Origin of the sequence: Alkalinema sp. FACHB-956 (assembly GCF_014697025.1) — a bacterium.
Lineage (GTDB): Bacteria > Cyanobacteriota > Cyanobacteriia > Leptolyngbyales > Leptolyngbyaceae > Alkalinema.
The window spans coordinates 155,718-173,346 of the sequence record NZ_JACJRC010000002.1 but is presented as its reverse complement, the minus strand read 5'-3'; the positions used below and the strand labels follow the sequence as shown (position 1 = coordinate 173,346).

Genomic DNA, 17,629 nt, shown 5'->3' with positions numbered 1-17,629 from the left:
ACCTTTAGAACACCTATGGCGAATCAGGGCAAGTCGATCGAGACCACCGCGATCGCGCAACAATCATCTCCCCTCTCCCCCCGCAGAAATCCCCCCCAATGCCACGCTGGGGCCTCTCTACGGTGGATTGTCCTCACCAGTCTTGCGGGATTGACACCCCTGGCTGTTATCTCTCCTGTACTAGCCAACCCAATGCCGTGGGGCTTTTCCACCGAAACCCTGACGGCCCAGCTACCCAGCAATGCCAAGATTATTTACGTCAACTCGGCGTTGGGCCAGGATACTGCAACGGGCGGTACCGAGGTTGCGCCGCTAAAAAGCATCACCTACGCGCTACAACAAGCTCAACCAGGCACCGTGATTCAACTGGCCTCCGGCAGTTACACCAAAGACAATGGAGAAGTTTTTCCCCTGATCTTGAAACCGGGGATTATCCTACGGGGGGATGAACCGAATAAAGGGACGACGACCACCATTATCGGTGGGGGAGCCTTTGTGAGCCCGACCTTTGCTCGCCAAAATATTACCCTGTTAGCAGCGGCGAATAGTGAAATTCGGGGGGTCAATGTCACCAATCCCCTGAGTCGAGGCACGGGCATTTGGATCGAAGGCACCAATCCTACGATCGTCAACTGTACCTTTGCCAATAGCGTGCGGGAAGGGATTTTTATTACCGGTAGTGCCAACCCCACCATTACCGATAGTGTATTTCTGAAAAATCAGGGTAATGGTATTTCCATTGCTCGTACAGCCCAGGGCTTGATTCGCAATAACATCATGCAGGATACGGGCTTTGGGTTGGCGATCGGGGGCACATCCACCCCGCGTTTAGAAAATAACCAAATCACCCAAAACCAAGATGGGATTTACATTAACGACGCAGCTCAACCGGTGCTGCGGGGCAATGTGATTACGAACAATCAACGGGATGGGGTGGTTGCGACGGTCAATGCAAAACCTGATTTAGGCATCACAGGGGATGATGGTAACAACACCGTTCGCAACAACACGAAGTTAGATGTGAATAACGCTGGCAGTCAAGAAATTTCTGCCATCGGTAACAACATTGATCCGAAAAAGATTAGTGGCAAAGTGGTTCTGGTGGCGAAGGATACGGGAGTTCCGATCGACGACCCGATCGGGGGCCCCACCGACATCAAAGGTCACTGGGCAGAGGCATTTATCAAACAACTGGCAGCTAAAAATATCATTGCGGGCTTCCCCGATGGGACTTTTAAGCCGGAAGCCCCTGTAACCCGTGCTCAGTTTGCTGCCATTATCAACAAAGCCTTTAGCCCTGCCCCTCGCCGGAATGCGGTTGAATTTAGCGATGTCTCAACCAGTTTTTGGGGCTACTCAGCGATTCAAACAGCCTCAAAGGGAGGCTTTATGGCAGGCTATCCCGGTGGCTTGTTCAAACCGGAACAACGCATTCCTCGGGTGCAAGTGTTAGTGGCCTTGGCCAATGGCCTGCAATACGGCGAGGGCAACGTATCCATCTTGGCAAGATATCAGGATGGCAATACGATTCCCAGCTATGCCACAAAGTTTGTGGCATCGGCAACCCAGCGTCGGATTGTGGTGAACCATCCCAATCTCAACCTGCTGAATCCCAATCGGGAAGCGACTCGTGCAGAAGTGGCCGCGTTTGTTTACCAGGCGTTGGTGAATGCAGGGAAGGCAGAAGCCATTTCTTCGACATTTATTGTGAATCCGTAGGCTTGTGTGAATCTGTAGACTTTTGTGAACCCATAGGTCTTGTGAACCCATAGGTCTTGTGAATCCATAGGTCTTGTGAATCCGTCAGTCCCTGCCCCATACAATGCCTCAAAATCCTTCTAGGATGGAGGCTGGCCGATCGGGGGGCTGTCAGGCCGGGGGGCTGCAAGGCTTAATATTGTCCATCATTCCATTAGCTCTCACTTATCGCGGAGATAGGTGGGAGCTTTTTGTTCCATGCATGAGAGTTTTTAATCCCGCGATCGTCCCTTCAACTCGATTGCTATAGTGAGGTATTAGATTTGCTGTTTTGAACGTTGCGTGTTTCTATGATCGAGATTCCTAAGCTCCTTGCCGAAGAATTGTCCCTCCGTCTGCAACAGGTGGAGAGTGCCCTAGAACTGTTTGATGAAGGTGCGACGGTTCCCTTCATTGCGCGGTACCGGAAGGAGCGCACGGGATCCATGGATGAAATTCAACTCCGGAATTTGTTCGATCGCTTCACCTACCTAACGGAACTAGAAGATCGCAAAAAGACGATTCTGGAGTCGATCGAATCCCAGGGCAAGCTGACGGACGAACTGCGCAGCAAGATTGTCCATTGTTTGCAAAAGAATGAGCTAGAGGATTTATACCTGCCCTACAAGCCCAAACGTCGCACCCGTGCCACGATCGCCCGCGAGAAAGGGCTAGGAGACTTGGCTGAGTGGATTAAAGCACTGAATCAGCCCACCGTGGCAGAGCAGGATTTGCTGACGCAAGCAGCAAAGTACATTTCGGAAGAAAAAGGTGTCAAAACCGCCGAGGAAGCGCTCCAGGGAGCCTCGGACATCCTGGCAGAGGAAGTGGCGGAAAATGCCGACTATCGGGTATACGTGCGGGAATTTCTGCTGGATACGGGGGTATTGGTTTCCCGTGTGAAGGAGGATTACCCCGAAGGCACGACGAAGTTTGAAATGTACCGCAGTTACCAAGCGAAGGTGAAAGCGATCGCGCCCCACAATTTGCTAGCCCTGTATCGCGGCGAGTCAGAAGGGATTGTGGACTTTGAACTGACCTTTGAAGAAGAGCAGGTGCTTGCTTATTTAGAAACCGAAGTGATTCGTACCAAGGTGCGATCGCTGCGGGACTTTTATCGATCGATGATCAAGGATGCCTTTAATCGCTTGATGAAAAATTCGCTGATTAGTGAAGTGCGATCGCAGAAGAAATTGGAAGCCGATATCGAGTCCATTAAGACCTTTGAATCGAATCTGCGGGAATTGCTGCTGTCGGCTCCGGCGGGAATGCAACCGACACTGGCGATCGACCCTGGATTCCGGACGGGCTGTAAGGTCGCAGTCCTGGATACCACAGGTAAATTTCTGCAATACCAAGCGGTCTTTCCCCATACAGGTGCAGAAAAACGCAAACAAGCCGCAATCATGCTGAAGCAACTGATTCAGGAACATCAGATTCAATTGATCGCGATCGGGAATGGAACCGCTAGCCGGGAAACCGAAGAATTCGTCGGGGAAGTGATTGGAGAATTGGAACCTAAGCCGATCAAAGTTATTGTGAATGAATCCGGTGCGTCGATTTATTCTGCCAGTGATGTGGCGATCGCGGAATTCCCTGACCTCGATGTGACGGTGCGGGGCGCAATTAGTATTGGTCGGCGATTACAGGATCCCCTTGCAGAATTGGTGAAGATTGACCCGAAGTCGATCGGGGTAGGACAGTACCAACATGATGTCGATCAAAAACTACTGAAACGCAAGCTGGATGAGACTGTTGAGAGTTGCGTTAACTATGTGGGGGTTGACTTAAATACGGCTTCTAAGGAATTGCTGACCTTTGTGTCTGGCATTTCCCCCACCATTGCCAATAACATTGTGGCCTACCGCAATGAAAAGGGCGCATTCCGCGATCGTAAAGCATTGCTCAAAGTGACCAAACTCGGCCCCAAAACCTATGAACAGGCGGCGGGCTTCCTACGGATTCGCGATGGCAGCAATCCCCTAGACAACACAGCCGTGCATCCGGAAAGTTATGGCCTCGTGGAAGCGATCGCGAAAGACCTCGGAGTCCCGCTGACGGAAACGAGTCAGATTTCGGCACAACTACAAGCCAATTTGAAGAAGTACATTACTGATACCGTCGGGGAACCGACATTGCGGGATATCATCAGTGAGTTGGAGAAACCGGGACGGGATCCCCGCGAGGAATTCAAATACGCCACATTCCGAGAGGATATTAAGGAAATTACCGATTTACAAATGGGTATGGAGTTGGAGGGCATTGTCACTAATGTTGCCAATTTCGGCGCTTTTGTGGATATTGGGGTACACCAAGATGGATTGGTGCATGTGTCGCAGTTGGCCGATCGCTTTGTCAGTGACCCAAAACAGGTTGTCAAGGTGGGACAGGTGGTCAAGGTACGGGTTTTAGAGGTGAATCCAGCTCTGAAACGAATTGGCCTCTCGATGCGATCGCCTGATGGGACAAATCAGCGACCATCCAGCGATCGGCAGGCCAGCGATCGGTCAGCAAACGATCGACCCCAAGGCCGTCCCCAACCGCGATCGCAGGGACAATCGGGAGCTAAATCTTCGGGAGATAAACTTAAAGCGGGCGATAAAACCAAGGCCGAAAATCCAGCAAAAATGCCCAAAAAAGCTGCGGAATCCCAATCAAATCAGCAATCAGGGCAGGCGGATTCAGATAACTCCCTAGAGGCGCTGAAGGCGAGGTTTGGCCGGAAGTTATAGGGTGAGGAAATGCTGAGCGATCGGGCGCAAATAACGGCGCAAATAACATTGTTCCACCGATCGCTCGTTCCAGCGATTGCTCGTTCTATCGATCGCCCATGGCATTCCTGGATGATTTATCATTTCCGGTCTTCGTAGGGCTCATGTTTCAAAAACGGGACTAAGTGCAGCATGTAATCCCGTTTTCCGATCGGGACTCCAGCCATCCGCAGAATGTCATAGGCGGTGACTAGGTGAAAGTAGAGGTTAGGAATCAAAAAATCATTGACATAGGCACTCCCAGAGAGTTCCAAATAGAGTCCTTGCCCAAGATTAATTCGGGTGACTTCCGCTAATTGATGATCTGCGGCAGTAATTCCTGCCAGTAACTGGCGAGTAGCGGATAGGTACTCGTAAGCTACGCCCATGGACGCAACCTCTGGATCTAGATTATCAGCGGGTTTGCCTTCACACCACAGAGCAAAGTTGCGGGGTTGGTTGCAAGTAAAGACTATCTGAGTTCCTAGGGGAAACATATCGGGTGCAATGCGCTGCTGAAGCAATGCATCGCTATCACCAAGATGGGCCTGAGCAGATTTCAGAAGATGCTCCAGGGTTGCCAAACGGCTATCAAAGAGCGATCGGAAAAATTCTATGGTTTGACTCGACATTTGATCGATTCTCCAGCGACTGGGTTACACATACCATTTTTTCTATGATAGTTCGCAGAATCGACGATGGTTACTCTATCTGCCTTGGCCTCCTATAACCAAGCTATTGCTCAATCTCTTCAATACACTGATCGACAAATTACTGGCGTCATCATCACTGGCGTCGTCATCACTGGCGTCGTCATCAGAGGTACGTTGATCTAGTTGATTCAGTTTTCTTAAAGTATCGTAAATTTACTGATTATTGAATCATTATCCATCGTCTACTTTAAGAGATAAGCTATTAATATCATTATCGAGAATGTTTAAATTTTTTCGGGTCTGTTCTCTCACGCTAATGCTGGGGATCACTACAGATCTGGCAGCTATTGCACTCACGACCCTCGTCACGACAACTATCACAACAACCGTCACGACAATCGGCGCGCAAGCTCAGCCACTGAAAAAATCGCAGAAATTGGCCTACAAACAAGTCTTCGATCAGCGCACCCGCTTTGCTGACAAACACTGTGTGTTTCACCAGAAAACAGTAAATGGTCTCAAGCACGACATTTGCCGTATGGAAGATCTTGTGATGAAGGTCTCCCTAGAAGGGCCACCCGGAGACAATGGGCCAGTGGCTTACTTCTATGGTGGTCGCTTGTATGCGTTCCGAGATACGGGTAATGGGCAGGCTTGGATTTTTGAGAAGGGTCGCTTGGTTGCAGAAGTTGAAGTGGGCATTGAGCCGTCTCAGAGTAAGGTGCGCACTATTTTCAATCAACAAGAACGACAGTCAGTCACCGATCGCGCAATAACCTCTACGCGCAACATGCTGAAGGTATTTGGCGAGGAACTGCGACTGTAACCTCACACATTGCCTTATAATTTTGTTCCAATTGAGAAAATTGCTTGGTGAATGATGACACACTACACAGTCTTGAGTATTGGGGCGTTGAGTATTGGGGCGTTGAGTATTAGAGCATTGAGCATTGGACTATTAAGTAGTGGAATGGCAGTGGGAATCATGGCGATCGGCCAACCGACCCAGGCGATCGAAAATAGTGATGGCTTCATGCTGCCTAGCGGTAATATTTACTGCATCAGCCATGAAGTGGGGGGTGATCTGGCTAAGGAATCACCGATTCTTCGCTGTGAAATCGGGAGCAAGCTCAATCCCATGCCCCGTCAACCCAAATCCTGCAATTTAGATTGGGGTGCGGGTCTGCGCCTCTCGAAAGCGAAAAAGCCCGCGACGGTTTTATGCGTTGGCGATACGATGTATTCGCCGGATTATCCAACGCTGGATTATGGCAAAACCTGGAAAAAGAATGGGTTTAGCTGTAAAGCAACCAAAGCAGGCTTAACTTGTACCAACGGCAAAGGCAATGGCTTTTTCCTCAATCGCGAAGACTGGAAAGTGTTTTAAACCTATGAAGAAAATCCTATGGACACTCTCGGCACTCTTGACCATTTTGCTCCCAGCTTTGCTCCCAGCAACGATCGTTGTCAGCAATGCCATTCCATCCCAAGCGCAAACCCAGAAGGCACAACTGAAGACCTACAAAATCGATCGTATTCAGTTTAAGGCACCCTCCCATTGGGTCGATCGCTCTGAAGGTGAAACGATCACACTTTATAACCAGAAACCGCCCATCCAAGGTGGGGGCATGGCACCGAAAGGGATGGTGAAGTTGGCTGCATTCGTTATCGATCAGTCCTTAGAAGATGCGGTTAAACCTGCTCCCAGAGGTATGTCCAACACAATTCAGAAAACAGAACGTTTACGCATTAGTGGCCAGCCCGCAGTCAGGATTTACGCAACGAGCGATGAAGCAGATTTTATTGGTAGTGTCACGACTTACATTGCTAAAAATGTAGATGAAACGATAGTTCTAATCACCTTTTACCAAAGTGCTCAAGTTCCTGCTAGCGTGAATCAAATTCATCGATCGATTCAGGTTGGAGAGTAGATCGATCGGACGAAGTCCAGGGAATGGGATTCACATCTTCCAGACAATCAATCATTTCCTGAATTTCCTGGAATTCATCAGGCGTTAACGGCTGGATTGTGAACGTAACTCCAAAACAGTCACTTGCAGCTTGCATTAACGCATCCATCAGTTGATGGATATTCTGCTGCTGAGGAGATAACTGTGGTAGGAATAAATCCGTTTCACCAAAGACGGTTGCAAATAACGTTCGATCGGGGGTGAGGCGAATGGAACCATGCTGCAAAATCGCCTTTCCCTTGCGGGCTTGGGCACTGCCGATCAGCTTGCTCCCATCGGCCATCACTAAATCCGCTGCCGTTGCTGTGCCGAAACAATTGGGATTGTGAATATAACCCCGTCCAGCGCTACCGTAGTGGAGTTCAATGCCGATCGTCGCCAGCCCTTGAATCAGAAATTCACAAATTTGTTGATAGCTTTCCATCCGGTTGGTTGCGAAGCCGGAAGCAACTACAGCATAGGTCAGATCACCTTGATGTAAAACAGCCCTGCCTCCCGTCGGTCGGCGCACGAGATCGATCGGTTGTCCTTGCCAGGTTAAGCCGTGCCAGGTTGCGGGATAGCTGCGCTGGTGGTAGCCGAGGGACAGGGCAACGGGTGACCAGCTGTAAAACCGGAGTACGGGCGGATGGGTACCCAAGGCATGGCGAGTTAAAAAGTAGCGATCGATCGCCATTTGCATTGCGCCATGGGTACACAAGTGTGGAATCAATCGCCAAGTTTCAGGCATAGACAATCGGAGCTATCATGAATGCTTAATGCAGCGATTTTTCAACATCCAATTCTGCTTGTAACTCATTGGTGCGTTGTTGCGTGATATTCGCTAAACAACTGCTATAGAGCATCGGTTGGGCACTGCCACCATCGAAGCGGCTAGCAATCCATTGGCAATGGGTATCGCGATACTTGAGCCATGCTAATTGGGAATCGACTAAATATTTATCCCGTTTTTTGGAGTGTTGATTGTTAAATTGACGGTTTTGTTGTCTCAGTTGTTTATAAACTTGATTAAGTTGACGATCGCTAACCTCTGCATCCCAAGCGCTGCAAAAATTCATGTCTAACTGCGTAACAGGTTTATTGCAATTCACCGCAGCTTGACAAATGCTTTTTTCTAAGTTGGTTTTGGGTTGGCGACAGTTGGGCAGTTCCTTGGCTTGGGCAGATGGGACAAGGATTAAACCCATGGTTAAGAGTCCTGATGTTAAGAGTCCTGATGGCCCATAGCTCCAGGATCGTTTGTGATGCATAGTGTATTCCTCCACCGTTCAGATTGATTGTCTAAAGCCGAATACAGGTTGAAATCCCTGGTTTCCTGAATTTCGGCATGAAGGGACAGTGGTGGGTTAATGGCTTGAACCGAATTCGGCAATGAGGGCTTCGTCATGGTCATCGGCGATCGTGGCAACGACCGTGATCGCGCGGGAGATTTCGCCGGGAGAAATCTCTGCAACGGTTCGGTTAGCCATGACGATGACTTGATTGTCCGCGATCGCAAATCGGGCTTCAAAGGTACTGAGCCAATTCATTTCCAAGAGCTTGCGGGTGAGGGCGGCTTCATTGGCCACCGGAAGAACCAGCACCCGAGACCACACTGTCAGGACATCATCATCGGTGGTGCCAGTTAGTTGGACAAAAACTTCGACCGACCCATACTGAAACTTCCACAGATGCCCGTTATCCCCTTGACTGACCATGGCTGAATCGGTTGTATCCAGGCTGGCGATTACCGTCTCGATCGCTTCAATCAAATTGACTGAACCCGATCCATCTTCGGGGGTAATATTGGGCAGTTCAAGGTCGATCGACATAAAGCTCCTTTAAGTTGGGCAATCAATAGATGAAATTGGACAGAATACATTTCCATAATGGCACTGAAAAATCAGGAAAAACCATCTCTTGGTATTTCTTTAGCTGATTGGGGGATGAGATTTCTGGAAGAGCATAGACTTGATGAGGGCCAACATAGGAGCGATACCATGTGTAGTATTGAAGAATTGATGTAGTATTATCAGCTCATTTGAAGTTTATACAGCTTCATAAAAAATTCAGCATCCCGCCTTTGGTGTTGATAGGAATCAGTGATAGTCTTGTTTCATTCTTATCTGTTTTGATAGAAACAAAGTGAAGGTTGATGATGAACCTCAAAAGATTACTGGTGTTTTTGGTTGTGCCGCTGCTCGTGATTTTTATTTTTGTGAGCTCGGTCAATGCCCAAACCAATCGTCAAGGTTTGCGGAAAGAGGCGCTAGAAAATCCACGTTTACCTAACTTCACGAGTATTTTTAATTGGGGTTTGAAACTCAGTAATATCAAAAACTGGTATTTCTTTTCCGGTATTGCAGCTCAACAGCCTAACTTCTCAATTGTGTCTCCTGGTAACTATATTGCTCAAACCGACTACGTTCTGAATGAGTTAGATATCTTCTTGCGACAAAACCAACTTAATCGCAGTGACATTGCTCGAATTGAATTTACGCTTGTGAATGGCTATAGCGAGGCCGACTTCAACGCAATTTTAGGGCGCTTTGCTGGTTATTTCCAAACTGTTCAGGTAAAACCCGCTGCAGGAACTCTACGGGTTGTCAATGCGTTGGCTTTTCCTGGGTTGGTGGTGGAGTATGAAGTTTGGTGTGTGAAATAAATCGATTCTCAATCCCAGGGGGATGCTAATCCAGGGGTTTGGGACAGCATCTCCCTTTGAATAATCCACTGATGGGGAGGCAATAGCCTCCAGTGGTCTTAGGGACTGAGTTACAGCTGCTTGCCACGATCGGGTTGGTGGGTTGACGTACAAAACCGACTGCATACTAGAACACTCGGTGCCGTAGATCGTCGCCAATACAGATCCTGCGTCACAATAAATTGTTGCTGGGCCGCATCCCAACGAACTTGCACATGGCCTAAATTGTTATGCCCGATCACTTCAGACCCTGCCTGAAACCAATGATTCAGCGGCGCAAAGATATCGACCAACCAACGCCGTAATCGATTCCCCCAGAAACGGCGATGCGTTACCTCCGATCGCCCTGGCTGCGGAGCCTCTAAACCAATTACCCGGCCCACTCGCTGCGGAGGCCGAGGCCGAATCCAAGCCAGTTTACAATACCAGTCTGGTACGGGGCGATCGTTGAGGGATCGATCGTTGAATGGCCGATCGGCGGGTTGCGTAGAGTTAGGAACTTTTGCGACAGGCATCATGGCGATCGGATCTTGCCAGCCAATCCACAAACGATCGCGTTCTGGTAACAGCCATTGTTTCAAGCGCGTTTGAATCAGTCGAGTGATCAATTCTTCATTTTTTAAAGCGCTAGAGGTTAACTGCACCAATTGACGATGACTGGCCTGGGCTGGATTTAACGGGTAGTAATCTAGCGCCACTGCCGCGCCATAGTGAATATCCCCCGATAAAACGACAACCGATTGGTCTTGATTTAACAATGTTGTCAACAGGTTCGCCAATGCTGGTAGACGAATATTCCAAGCATCCCCCACATCATGGGCAAAGACTTTATTCTGACGTAAATACCAATGCTGAATCCAATCGATCGCCTGTAAACCAAAAAGATTGGTTGGTGCAATCAAAAAGGTTATGCGAGTGGGACGTGTAGAGTCTGTCTTAGATACTTCTGGATTCAACGGTTGTTGTGATATCTCCTGCAACGGCTTTTGTAACTGCTCCTGAAAGGCGCTGGGAGATAATAATGTCGGTGGAGCGATGATCTTTTCTGCGATCGGGTAGCCGCGCCAAGTTCTGGTATCCAGCACGATCACATCGTGGCAAGGACTCTGTAACCTGTAATGCCAGGGAAGCGCGTCGGGGTGCCGACTAAGTACCCACATATCGCCATCCCGAACGAAAATCGGAACCCCCGTGCGATCGAACTGGGGCATTCCCAATAACTGTCCTAACCGTTCCCAAACCTGAGCATCTTGCCCCTGGGAGGCCGACCATTGCGCCGCCGCCTGTAACAACTGTTCCCCCAACTGGCCCGCTGCAAATCGGTCCGGGGTATTGCCCCAGCCCTGAAACACAGCATAGGCCAGTAACGCATTCTGCACCGCCCGTCGCCCCAAGGGTTTACTCAACACGCGCAAACACCAAGCCTGATTGAGATACCAATCATCACTAACATCGTGGTCGTCAAAAATGCAGTACATCGGCACATTGGCGATCGCCCGTCGCACTTTCCACAGGCTGTGAATAAAGGCTTGGATATCCCGCACTTCCCGATCCCATTGTTTAGCCGCTTGCTTGGCCGTGCGATGGGGATCGACTTTGCGCGATGACGATCGACCAAATTGATCTGCGCCCGTGGGAAATTGTGTGATCCAGCAAATCGGCGACCACGCTAAAAGATAGGCCGCATAGAATTCGCCCAAACTCAGCAAATGACTATTGACCTTATGGGACTTTTTCAATAACCCTGCCGTAAATCCTGCCGCCTTGGTCGCCACCTGACTGCGGGTTCCGGGGCGCAATTCCTCCGCGATCGCCAAATCGGCCAGTAATTCCGTGCGGGCTTGTTCCGATTCTTCAGCAGCCAGGGGTTCTAGGGCCTCGATTGGGGAACTGGTGCAGTCAGCGGGCGGGCGATTGGAGAGGGATCGGTTAGAGGGCGATCGCTTCGCTGCGGCAGCCTTGGAGCGCAGTTGCAATGCCTCCCGCCAGCCCAGTAAATCATCCCCCACCTGGGTCGCGACCCAAAGCAAGGGATCGGCCACATCATCGCCATAGATCTGATCCCCGGTCAGCCACAGTTGGTGGGGGCGGGGTTGTTCTGAACCGATCGCCCGGTCAATCAAATCATCCAAGGTCGCCAAGGCATCGACCCCGTCGCCGTGGGGTTTGCGGCAGGAACCATGGACGAGGCGGAGGTTGTCTAGTTCCTGGGGCGGCAGGGCAAAGGTGGGCAGTCTGTGGTCAAAATAACTGATCGTGACCGCTGGGAAGGCTGGGGAGCAGAGGGCGTCCTCCAGAGTTACCGATCCCTCCAGAGTTACCGATCGGTGATTCGATCGTAGGTTCGGTGAAATCCCACCTTCCGGGGAGTCTAGGGGCTGAAAATCCAAATCGTAGGCATAAACTTCACCGGCTTTTAACGAACCTGTCGCCCGATCGCTCACTTGATCCCCAACCGTACTCGTCGCCGTCACCGCCACCACATGGAGGAATTGCCCCAAGGGTACCGTCGATCGTTGCCCCTCCATCCGTAACGACTCAATCCCAGCACCATTTTGCGAGGTTGCATAAATCCGTAGGGTCACTTGGCGAGGGGCTTTCAGGGCCACCCAAACCGTCACTGACTCAGGATCCGTATGCTGGAGAATCGGGCCAGCCAAGATTAAAGGGAGGGAAGCAACGCGATCGGTCATTCTATGTAACTATCTGCGAGTTGGTTCAAGATTTGGCTAGATATACGGAGTGACGTCTTCCCCGCAGCGATCGGCCAAAAAGGACAACGCCCGGAACCGCAACCCCACCAACTGCTCATACAACGGATTCACCTTACACATCGGAGGAATGTGGACAATTTTTTTGCCAAATAACACCACATCCCGTTCAAAGGGACATTGGGACGGAATCAACTTACAGAGGAAGCGCGCCACCTTCGGATCATCCACCTCCATACCATCCAGCCAAGTCCGAACGGGTTGCAGTAAATCTTCCCGGTGCTGGGGCGGTTGCAGTCCACTGGCGACACTGCCTTCCGCAGCCACCAATGGACTGGCCGTTTGGGTTTCTAAATCGCACAACGTGAGTCGCAGGGTATCCAGCACATCGTGGCTGGTGTCTAGGGCCGCGGCAAACTCCGTCAGTTGCTCATCCTCAGTCGTTGTATAGGTGCCGTCGGACAGCGCCACCATCACCGCCGTGCGCAGAAAATTTTCTGCTAGGGCTTTATCCGATCCAAAGGCTGCTTTGAGGTCTTCAGGCTGTACCGGCTGAAAAATTTTGGCACTCTCATCAGCGGTAATTTCGTGGTGCGTCAGCGAGGCGATCAATTGCTTTTCTGATTCATCAAAATCGCCATCCGCCCACGCTAAGGTAAGGAGACCTCGGAGCCAGAGTTCAATTTGTGCGTCGGTATAGGTACCGGAATTTGCACTGGAATTTACCATGGTCATTGCGATCGAGCCTTTTCGTCTGGTCACACTGCTTCGATCATAATCCAGCTTTTCTGGGATTTGAGGAATTTCCGTGACTCCACCCATCTGGTTGTAAACATTCCTCAACACCAGATTTGCTGCACCTTTGGCCGTGAATTACAATTCTGTAGATTGTGTTAAGGTACTCCAGTCTGCTACAACTGAGCAGGTGTTTGTATCCCAGGAGAAGCCATGTCCTTCGCGGCGTTCTGTCTTTTGATGGCCTCGGTGGCAGCCAGCGTGGGCGGTCAGTTTTTCCTTAAGCAGGGCGCATTAGCCTTGGGCACGATCGATTCCAGTAATGTCCTTGCAGCGATCGTCAGTATGATCACCAAGTGGCAAATCCTGGTGGGTCTGGTCTGCTACGGCTTGGGGGTGGTGACGTATATTTTGCTGCTGAATAAGGTGAATCTCAGCATTGCCAGTCCCCTGCTAGCGTTGAGCTATGTCTTTGCAGTCTTGTTAGGCTTGTTCTTCTTCAAAGAAAAAGTGACGCTGGTGCAGTACATTGGCATTGCTTTTATCTTTCTGGGTGTAGTGCTGCTAACCCGATCGACCTCTAGCTAGAGCATTGCAAACCCTGAGTATTCCACAGTCCCTTCCTGGGCAGTATTCAGCCCATAAACTGGCGCAAGATATCTGCTGTCAGTTTTCCCGTTTTTTGCCAACTGAATTGCTTGGCGCGCGCTAAACCCCGTTGCCGCAGTTGTTGCCAGGTTTGTTCATCGGAGATTAATTCGGTCATGGCTTGGGCGATCGCGTTGACATCGTAGGGATCGACTAACAAAGCGGCATCCCCCGCCACTTCCGGCAACGAGGACAGATTGGAGGTAATCACAGGTGTTCCGCAGGCCATGGCTTCCAGTACGGGCAGCCCAAAGCCTTCCCAAAGGGTGGGAAAAACCAGTCCGATCGCGTTATTCAGTAAAACGGGCAATTCCCGGTAGGGCACATAGTTGAGGAACTGCAACCGAACCCCCAGATCCCAGGCTTGGCCTTCCAACTGCGGGGTATAACGAGGATCCGCTGGCCCTGCAATCCACAGTTCATAGTCCTGGTGATTGGGAACCTGGGCAAAGGCGGATAGGACTCTGGACAGGTTTTTGTAGGCGTCGTGGCGGCCTAGGTAGAGGAAATAGGGCTTACGAGGCAGGTCTAGAAAGCGGAAGTTGCTGGCGTCGTAGGCCAAAGGGACGGGGGTGAGTTGGCTGGCGGGAATGTTGTAGAACTCCATGGCATCGCGGGCCGTAGCGGCGGAGTCGCACAGCACATGCTTGGCCTGCCGCAGAACGCGGGGAATGTAGTGCCGGAAGTAGGGCGTCAGGGGCGATCGCTGGCGGGGAAAGCGCAGGGGAATCAGGTCATGCAGGGTGACGATCGTGGGAACGCGACTCCAAAGCGGCATTTCAGGGATGGGGGAGAAGAGGAGGCTGCCCTGGAATTTGCGGTAGAGGCGGGGCAGTTGGAATTGCGTCCAGAGCAGGCGGCGCAGGTGGCCTTTGCTGCCGTGGTCGGGGTTCATTTTGCCGGAGACGGGAAGGTAATCGAGACTGCCGCCATCCTCCGGGGCAAGGGTTTGCCATTGGGGTAGGGAGTCCTGGCTAATCAACAACTTGGGATGGAATTCCCGCAATTGTGGTACCAGGTTTTGGGCATAGACGGTGTGCCCCGTCGGTTTGGTGGTCAGAAATGCCAAATTTACCAGCAATCCCATCGTTTCTCCCCTATCCCAATGCACGCAAGCTAGCCGATTACGCCAACAGTCTATAGGCATTTAGGGTTTGTTTGGCGGTTTCGGCCCAGGAGAATTTGGCGGCTTGCTGGTATCCCTGGGTGATCAATTGTTGCCGCAGGGCACGATCGCCGATGACTTGACCGATCGCGTGGCTGAGGGCGTCGGTATCCTGGGGATCGACCAGGAGAGCGGCTTCACCAGCAACTTCGGGAATAGAAGAAGTGTTGCTGGTGACGACGGGAGTCCCGAGGGTCATGGCTTCTAAAACGGGCAGTCCAAAGCCTTCGTAGAGCGATGGGTAAACAAAGACATCAGCCTGGGCGAGGAAGTAGGCGACGGCGGCATCGCTGAGGTAGCTGAGGTGGTGAATTTGGTCGCGATAGGGCGATCGCGTGATCTGGTCAAAAATTGCTTCGTAGAACCAACCTTTTTGGCCGATGAGAACGAGATCATGGTCAATGCGATCGCGGGCTTTCAGTTGCTCAAAGGCTTGGATTAAAGCAGCGATATTTTTACGGGGTTCGATCGTGCTGACGAAGAGAATGTAGGGTTTGCTGAAGGGGTAGGGAACGTCGGCGATCGCGGTGGCGCTGGGGATGTCGGCGGTGGTGAGGCGGCTGGCGGGATAGGTGGTGGCGATGCGATCGTCGGGAAAGCCGAGGTATTCCACGATATCCCGTTTGGAACTGTCGGAAATGGTAACGATTAAGTCCGTCCAGCGTAAACAGCGCCGCAATTGCTGGGCGTAGGCTTTGACGGTGGCGGTGGCAAATTGGGGATATTTAATAAAGGTGAGGTCGTAGATCGTAGCGACTCGTTTGCTGTGGCGAAAGGGAAAGACCATGTAGTTGGTGCCATGGTAGATGTCGGGTTTGCCAAATTGAGATTCCACTAGGGGAAACAGTTGGGGAAATCGTAAAAACCAATTAGAGGCACGCACGGGGAAGGGAAAGGTGCGAATTAGATCTTCGTAGGGACACAGCTGTTCGGGGTAGTTGAATTGGCCTTTGAGGAGTCCTTTGAGGCTGGGTTGGAAGGAGATGCGCAGTTCAAAGTTTTCGGGTTGGGTGAGGCGATCGAGTTCTTGGATCAAGTTGAGGGTATAGAGCCCAATGCCGCTGGGTTTGGGTAATACGGAGGTTGCATCGATCGTCACGCTAAACATAGGGCCACGCTGAACAGGGGTAGGGCGAAGAAAATCCATTCTCCAGCGTAATCGATGATGGGAAGATTCGCGCGGGGCGATCGCTGCAATGCATTTCCACTGGGTTGCTTTGTCTGTTGAATTCCTGGAATTTAATCATGTAGTTTCTGCTGCTGCCAAGCCGCAGGCTGTAGTATCGATCGTTCGAGATTTGTCCAACTTGACAGGGTTATGCTAAAACTAGCATAATTGAGTTTATGAACTCATCTCTAAAACCCATCGAATGGATTGCTAGCTCACTTGACGACTTGAAGGACTTTCCTGAAGATGTTCAACAAGCGGTTGGGTACGCATTGTACCGCGCACAGTGTGGTGAAAAGCATCCGAGTGTGAAACCACTCAAAGGGTTCAAGGGCGCTTCTGTTCTGGAGGTTGTTCAAGACTTTGATCGAGATACCTATCGGGCAGTGTATAGCATTATGTTTGAGAAAGCTGTTTACGTGCTGCATGTGTTCCAGAAAAAGTCAAAGCGCGGGATTGAGACTCCTAAGCAAGATATTGAACTGATTGAGACACGCTTGAAACGGGCAAAAGAGCATTACGAGCAATATTACAAAAATCAGCCAGAGGAGAACGACAATGAGTGAGGAAATCAAGGTTCAATCTAGCAGTGGAAACGTTTTTGCAGATTTAGGACTTGCCAATTCTGATGAGTTGTTGGTGAAGGCGGAACTGGTTCGACAAATCAGTAACTTAATTGATGCTAGAAACCTAACCCAAACTGAAGCCGCAAAGTTGCTTGGCATTGATCAGCCTAAAGTTTCTGCGCTGCTCAATGGTAAGCTCTCTGGTTTTTCGACTGAGAGACTGTTTAAATTTTTGAACGCGCTGGGCAGTGATGTAGAGATTCGAGTAATTCCTAAACGTCAACCAGATTTTGAGGCTCAGACGAGAGTTATCAGTGCTTAACTCAGGACAAGAATTCAGTCTAACTAAGGATGTTCATCACTCTGTTCCTCGTGGAGTGTGGCTTTATTGACATCAGTTCCAAGTATTGGTACTGTCAAGCAGTCTTCGTGAGTGAAAACCGATTGTCTGAGGGCCTATTCAGATTCTCCGGTGAGTTTGTTATTAGTCTATCCTGACTCCTTCAACATACAAGGGCCTATGTTGGGCTCATTTGTCTTTTCGCTCTATTGATTGAGTTGGCTGCTGGATATTGGTTTGATCCAGCTTTGAAATTTCTTCTCGAATTTTCAGCCCAGCATTAAGTCCAAAGGTCAAAATTGAGATAATCAAAGCAGCTAAGCTAAAACCAAATGAGCTAGATGCTCTTTTCTTTTCCTCCCTGAGCATAGCAACCGTCCCAGAGAGCAAGGGAACATTTATGCAATGACGATCTGATCCTACATTAATCGCGAAAAAGTGAACAAAGCTGCCATCATCTTGCTTGTAACCATACTTATTTTCTAAGTGATAAGTAGGTGGAG

The 17,629-nt window shown here is 50.3% G+C and carries 19 protein-coding genes; 9 read left to right on the top strand and 10 right to left on the bottom strand.

Features of this window, described 5'->3' with window-relative positions; all coding sequences use genetic code 11:
• Nucleotides 1–15 precede the first annotated feature (15 nt).
• Both H6G21_RS04150 and H6G21_RS04145 read left to right on the top strand, forming a co-directional pair.
• Nucleotides 16–1,719 carry a DUF1565 domain-containing protein gene (locus H6G21_RS04150; RefSeq protein WP_190570832.1) on the top strand — a complete coding sequence of 568 codons (1,704 nt, stop codon included), beginning with the start codon at nt 16–18 and terminating at the stop codon, nt 1,717–1,719.
• Nucleotides 1,720–2,048: 329 nt separating this feature from the next.
• Nucleotides 2,049–4,469 (top strand): Tex family protein, encoded by a 2,421-nt coding sequence (locus H6G21_RS04145; protein WP_242041635.1) that lies wholly within the window; start codon nt 2,049–2,051, stop codon nt 4,467–4,469.
• On the opposite strand, the gene H6G21_RS25950 is transcribed toward H6G21_RS04145, so the two are convergent.
• The gene (locus H6G21_RS25950; RefSeq protein ID WP_277875243.1) at nt 4,464–4,592 is read right to left on the bottom strand and encodes a hypothetical protein; all 129 of its coding nucleotides are present in this window, start codon (nt 4,590–4,592) and stop codon (nt 4,464–4,466) included. The genes H6G21_RS04145 and H6G21_RS25950 overlap by 6 nt on opposite strands.
• Nucleotides 4,589–5,119, bottom strand: a complete 531-nt coding sequence (locus H6G21_RS04140) for a DUF1993 domain-containing protein (protein ID WP_190570830.1) — start codon at nt 5,117–5,119, stop codon at nt 4,589–4,591. Before H6G21_RS04140 ends, H6G21_RS25950 begins: the two co-directional genes overlap by 4 nt.
• Before the next feature lie 301 nt (nt 5,120–5,420).
• Between H6G21_RS04140 and H6G21_RS04135 the strand changes: the two genes are divergently transcribed.
• Genes H6G21_RS04135 through H6G21_RS04125 form a run of 3 tightly spaced genes read left to right on the top strand, consistent with a single transcriptional unit; the run spans nt 5,421 to nt 7,071 of the window.
• Nucleotides 5,421–5,966, top strand: a complete 546-nt coding sequence (locus H6G21_RS04135) for a hypothetical protein (RefSeq protein ID WP_190570828.1) — start codon at nt 5,421–5,423, stop codon at nt 5,964–5,966.
• A gap of 51 nt (nt 5,967–6,017) precedes the next feature.
• Nucleotides 6,018–6,527, top strand: coding sequence for a DUF6636 domain-containing protein (locus H6G21_RS04130; protein WP_190570827.1), 510 nt, complete (start codon nt 6,018–6,020; stop codon nt 6,525–6,527).
• Nucleotides 6,528–6,531: 4 nt separating this feature from the next.
• Nucleotides 6,532–7,071, top strand: coding sequence for a PsbP-related protein (locus tag H6G21_RS04125; RefSeq protein ID WP_190570825.1), 540 nt, complete (start codon nt 6,532–6,534; stop codon nt 7,069–7,071).
• On the opposite strand, the gene H6G21_RS04120 is transcribed toward H6G21_RS04125, so the two are convergent.
• The 3 genes from H6G21_RS04120 to H6G21_RS04110 form a co-directional block, all read right to left on the bottom strand.
• Nucleotides 7,028–7,846: a lipoate--protein ligase family protein gene (locus H6G21_RS04120; protein ID WP_190570823.1), complete on the bottom strand. Its 819-nt coding sequence runs from the start codon at nt 7,844–7,846 to the stop codon at nt 7,028–7,030. The two genes, H6G21_RS04125 and H6G21_RS04120, sit on opposite strands and share 44 nt — an antisense overlap.
• A 19-nt stretch (nt 7,847–7,865) precedes the next feature.
• Nucleotides 7,866–8,360, bottom strand: a complete 495-nt coding sequence (locus H6G21_RS04115) for a lysozyme inhibitor LprI family protein (RefSeq protein WP_190570821.1) — start codon at nt 8,358–8,360, stop codon at nt 7,866–7,868.
• 96 nt (nt 8,361–8,456) lie between these two features.
• Nucleotides 8,457–8,921, bottom strand: a complete 465-nt coding sequence (locus H6G21_RS04110) for a YbjN domain-containing protein (protein WP_190570819.1) — start codon at nt 8,919–8,921, stop codon at nt 8,457–8,459.
• Between the two features lie 323 nt (nt 8,922–9,244).
• On the opposite strand from H6G21_RS04110, the gene H6G21_RS04105 reads away from it, so the two are divergent.
• Nucleotides 9,245–9,754 carry a hypothetical protein gene (locus H6G21_RS04105; protein WP_190570817.1) on the top strand — a complete coding sequence of 170 codons (510 nt, stop codon included), beginning with the start codon at nt 9,245–9,247 and terminating at the stop codon, nt 9,752–9,754.
• Between the two features lie 110 nt (nt 9,755–9,864).
• Here the strand turns inward: H6G21_RS04105 and H6G21_RS04100 are convergent, their stop codons facing one another.
• Entirely contained in the window at nt 9,865–12,486 is a 2,622-nt protein-coding gene (locus H6G21_RS04100; RefSeq protein WP_190570815.1) for a PhoD-like phosphatase, read from the bottom strand.
• A gap of 36 nt (nt 12,487–12,522) precedes the next feature.
• The gene (locus H6G21_RS04095) at nt 12,523–13,266 is read right to left on the bottom strand and encodes a Mo-dependent nitrogenase C-terminal domain-containing protein (protein ID WP_347277974.1); all 744 of its coding nucleotides are present in this window, start codon (nt 13,264–13,266) and stop codon (nt 12,523–12,525) included.
• Between the two features lie 186 nt (nt 13,267–13,452).
• Here H6G21_RS04095 and H6G21_RS04090 point away from each other — a divergent pair, with 186 nt between their 5' ends.
• Nucleotides 13,453–13,827 carry an EamA family transporter gene (locus tag H6G21_RS04090; protein WP_190570813.1) on the top strand — a complete coding sequence of 125 codons (375 nt, stop codon included), beginning with the start codon at nt 13,453–13,455 and terminating at the stop codon, nt 13,825–13,827.
• Nucleotides 13,828–13,873: 46 nt separating this feature from the next.
• On the opposite strand, the gene H6G21_RS04085 is transcribed toward H6G21_RS04090, so the two are convergent.
• Both H6G21_RS04085 and H6G21_RS04080 read right to left on the bottom strand, forming a co-directional pair.
• Complete coding sequence (locus H6G21_RS04085) at nt 13,874–14,974, bottom strand: glycosyltransferase family 1 protein (protein WP_190570810.1); 1,101 nt, start codon at nt 14,972–14,974, stop codon at nt 13,874–13,876.
• 37 nt (nt 14,975–15,011) lie between these two features.
• Nucleotides 15,012–16,160 carry a glycosyltransferase family 1 protein gene (locus tag H6G21_RS04080; RefSeq protein ID WP_190571249.1) on the bottom strand — a complete coding sequence of 383 codons (1,149 nt, stop codon included), beginning with the start codon at nt 16,158–16,160 and terminating at the stop codon, nt 15,012–15,014.
• Nucleotides 16,161–16,396: 236 nt separating this feature from the next.
• On the opposite strand from H6G21_RS04080, the gene H6G21_RS04075 reads away from it, so the two are divergent.
• A complete protein-coding gene (locus H6G21_RS04075) occupies nt 16,397–16,786 on the top strand; it encodes a type II toxin-antitoxin system RelE/ParE family toxin (RefSeq protein WP_190570808.1) in 390 nt (129 codons plus the stop codon).
• The gene (locus tag H6G21_RS04070; protein ID WP_190570805.1) at nt 16,779–17,108 is read left to right on the top strand and encodes a helix-turn-helix transcriptional regulator; all 330 of its coding nucleotides are present in this window, start codon (nt 16,779–16,781) and stop codon (nt 17,106–17,108) included. The genes H6G21_RS04075 and H6G21_RS04070 overlap by 8 nt, the downstream gene beginning before the upstream one ends.
• A 207-nt stretch (nt 17,109–17,315) precedes the next feature.
• Here H6G21_RS04070 and H6G21_RS04065 read toward each other — a convergent pair whose 3' ends face one another.
• Nucleotides 17,316–17,516 (bottom strand): hypothetical protein, encoded by a 201-nt coding sequence (locus H6G21_RS04065; protein ID WP_190570803.1) that lies wholly within the window; start codon nt 17,514–17,516, stop codon nt 17,316–17,318.
• Between the last annotated feature and the right edge of the window lie 113 nt (nt 17,517–17,629).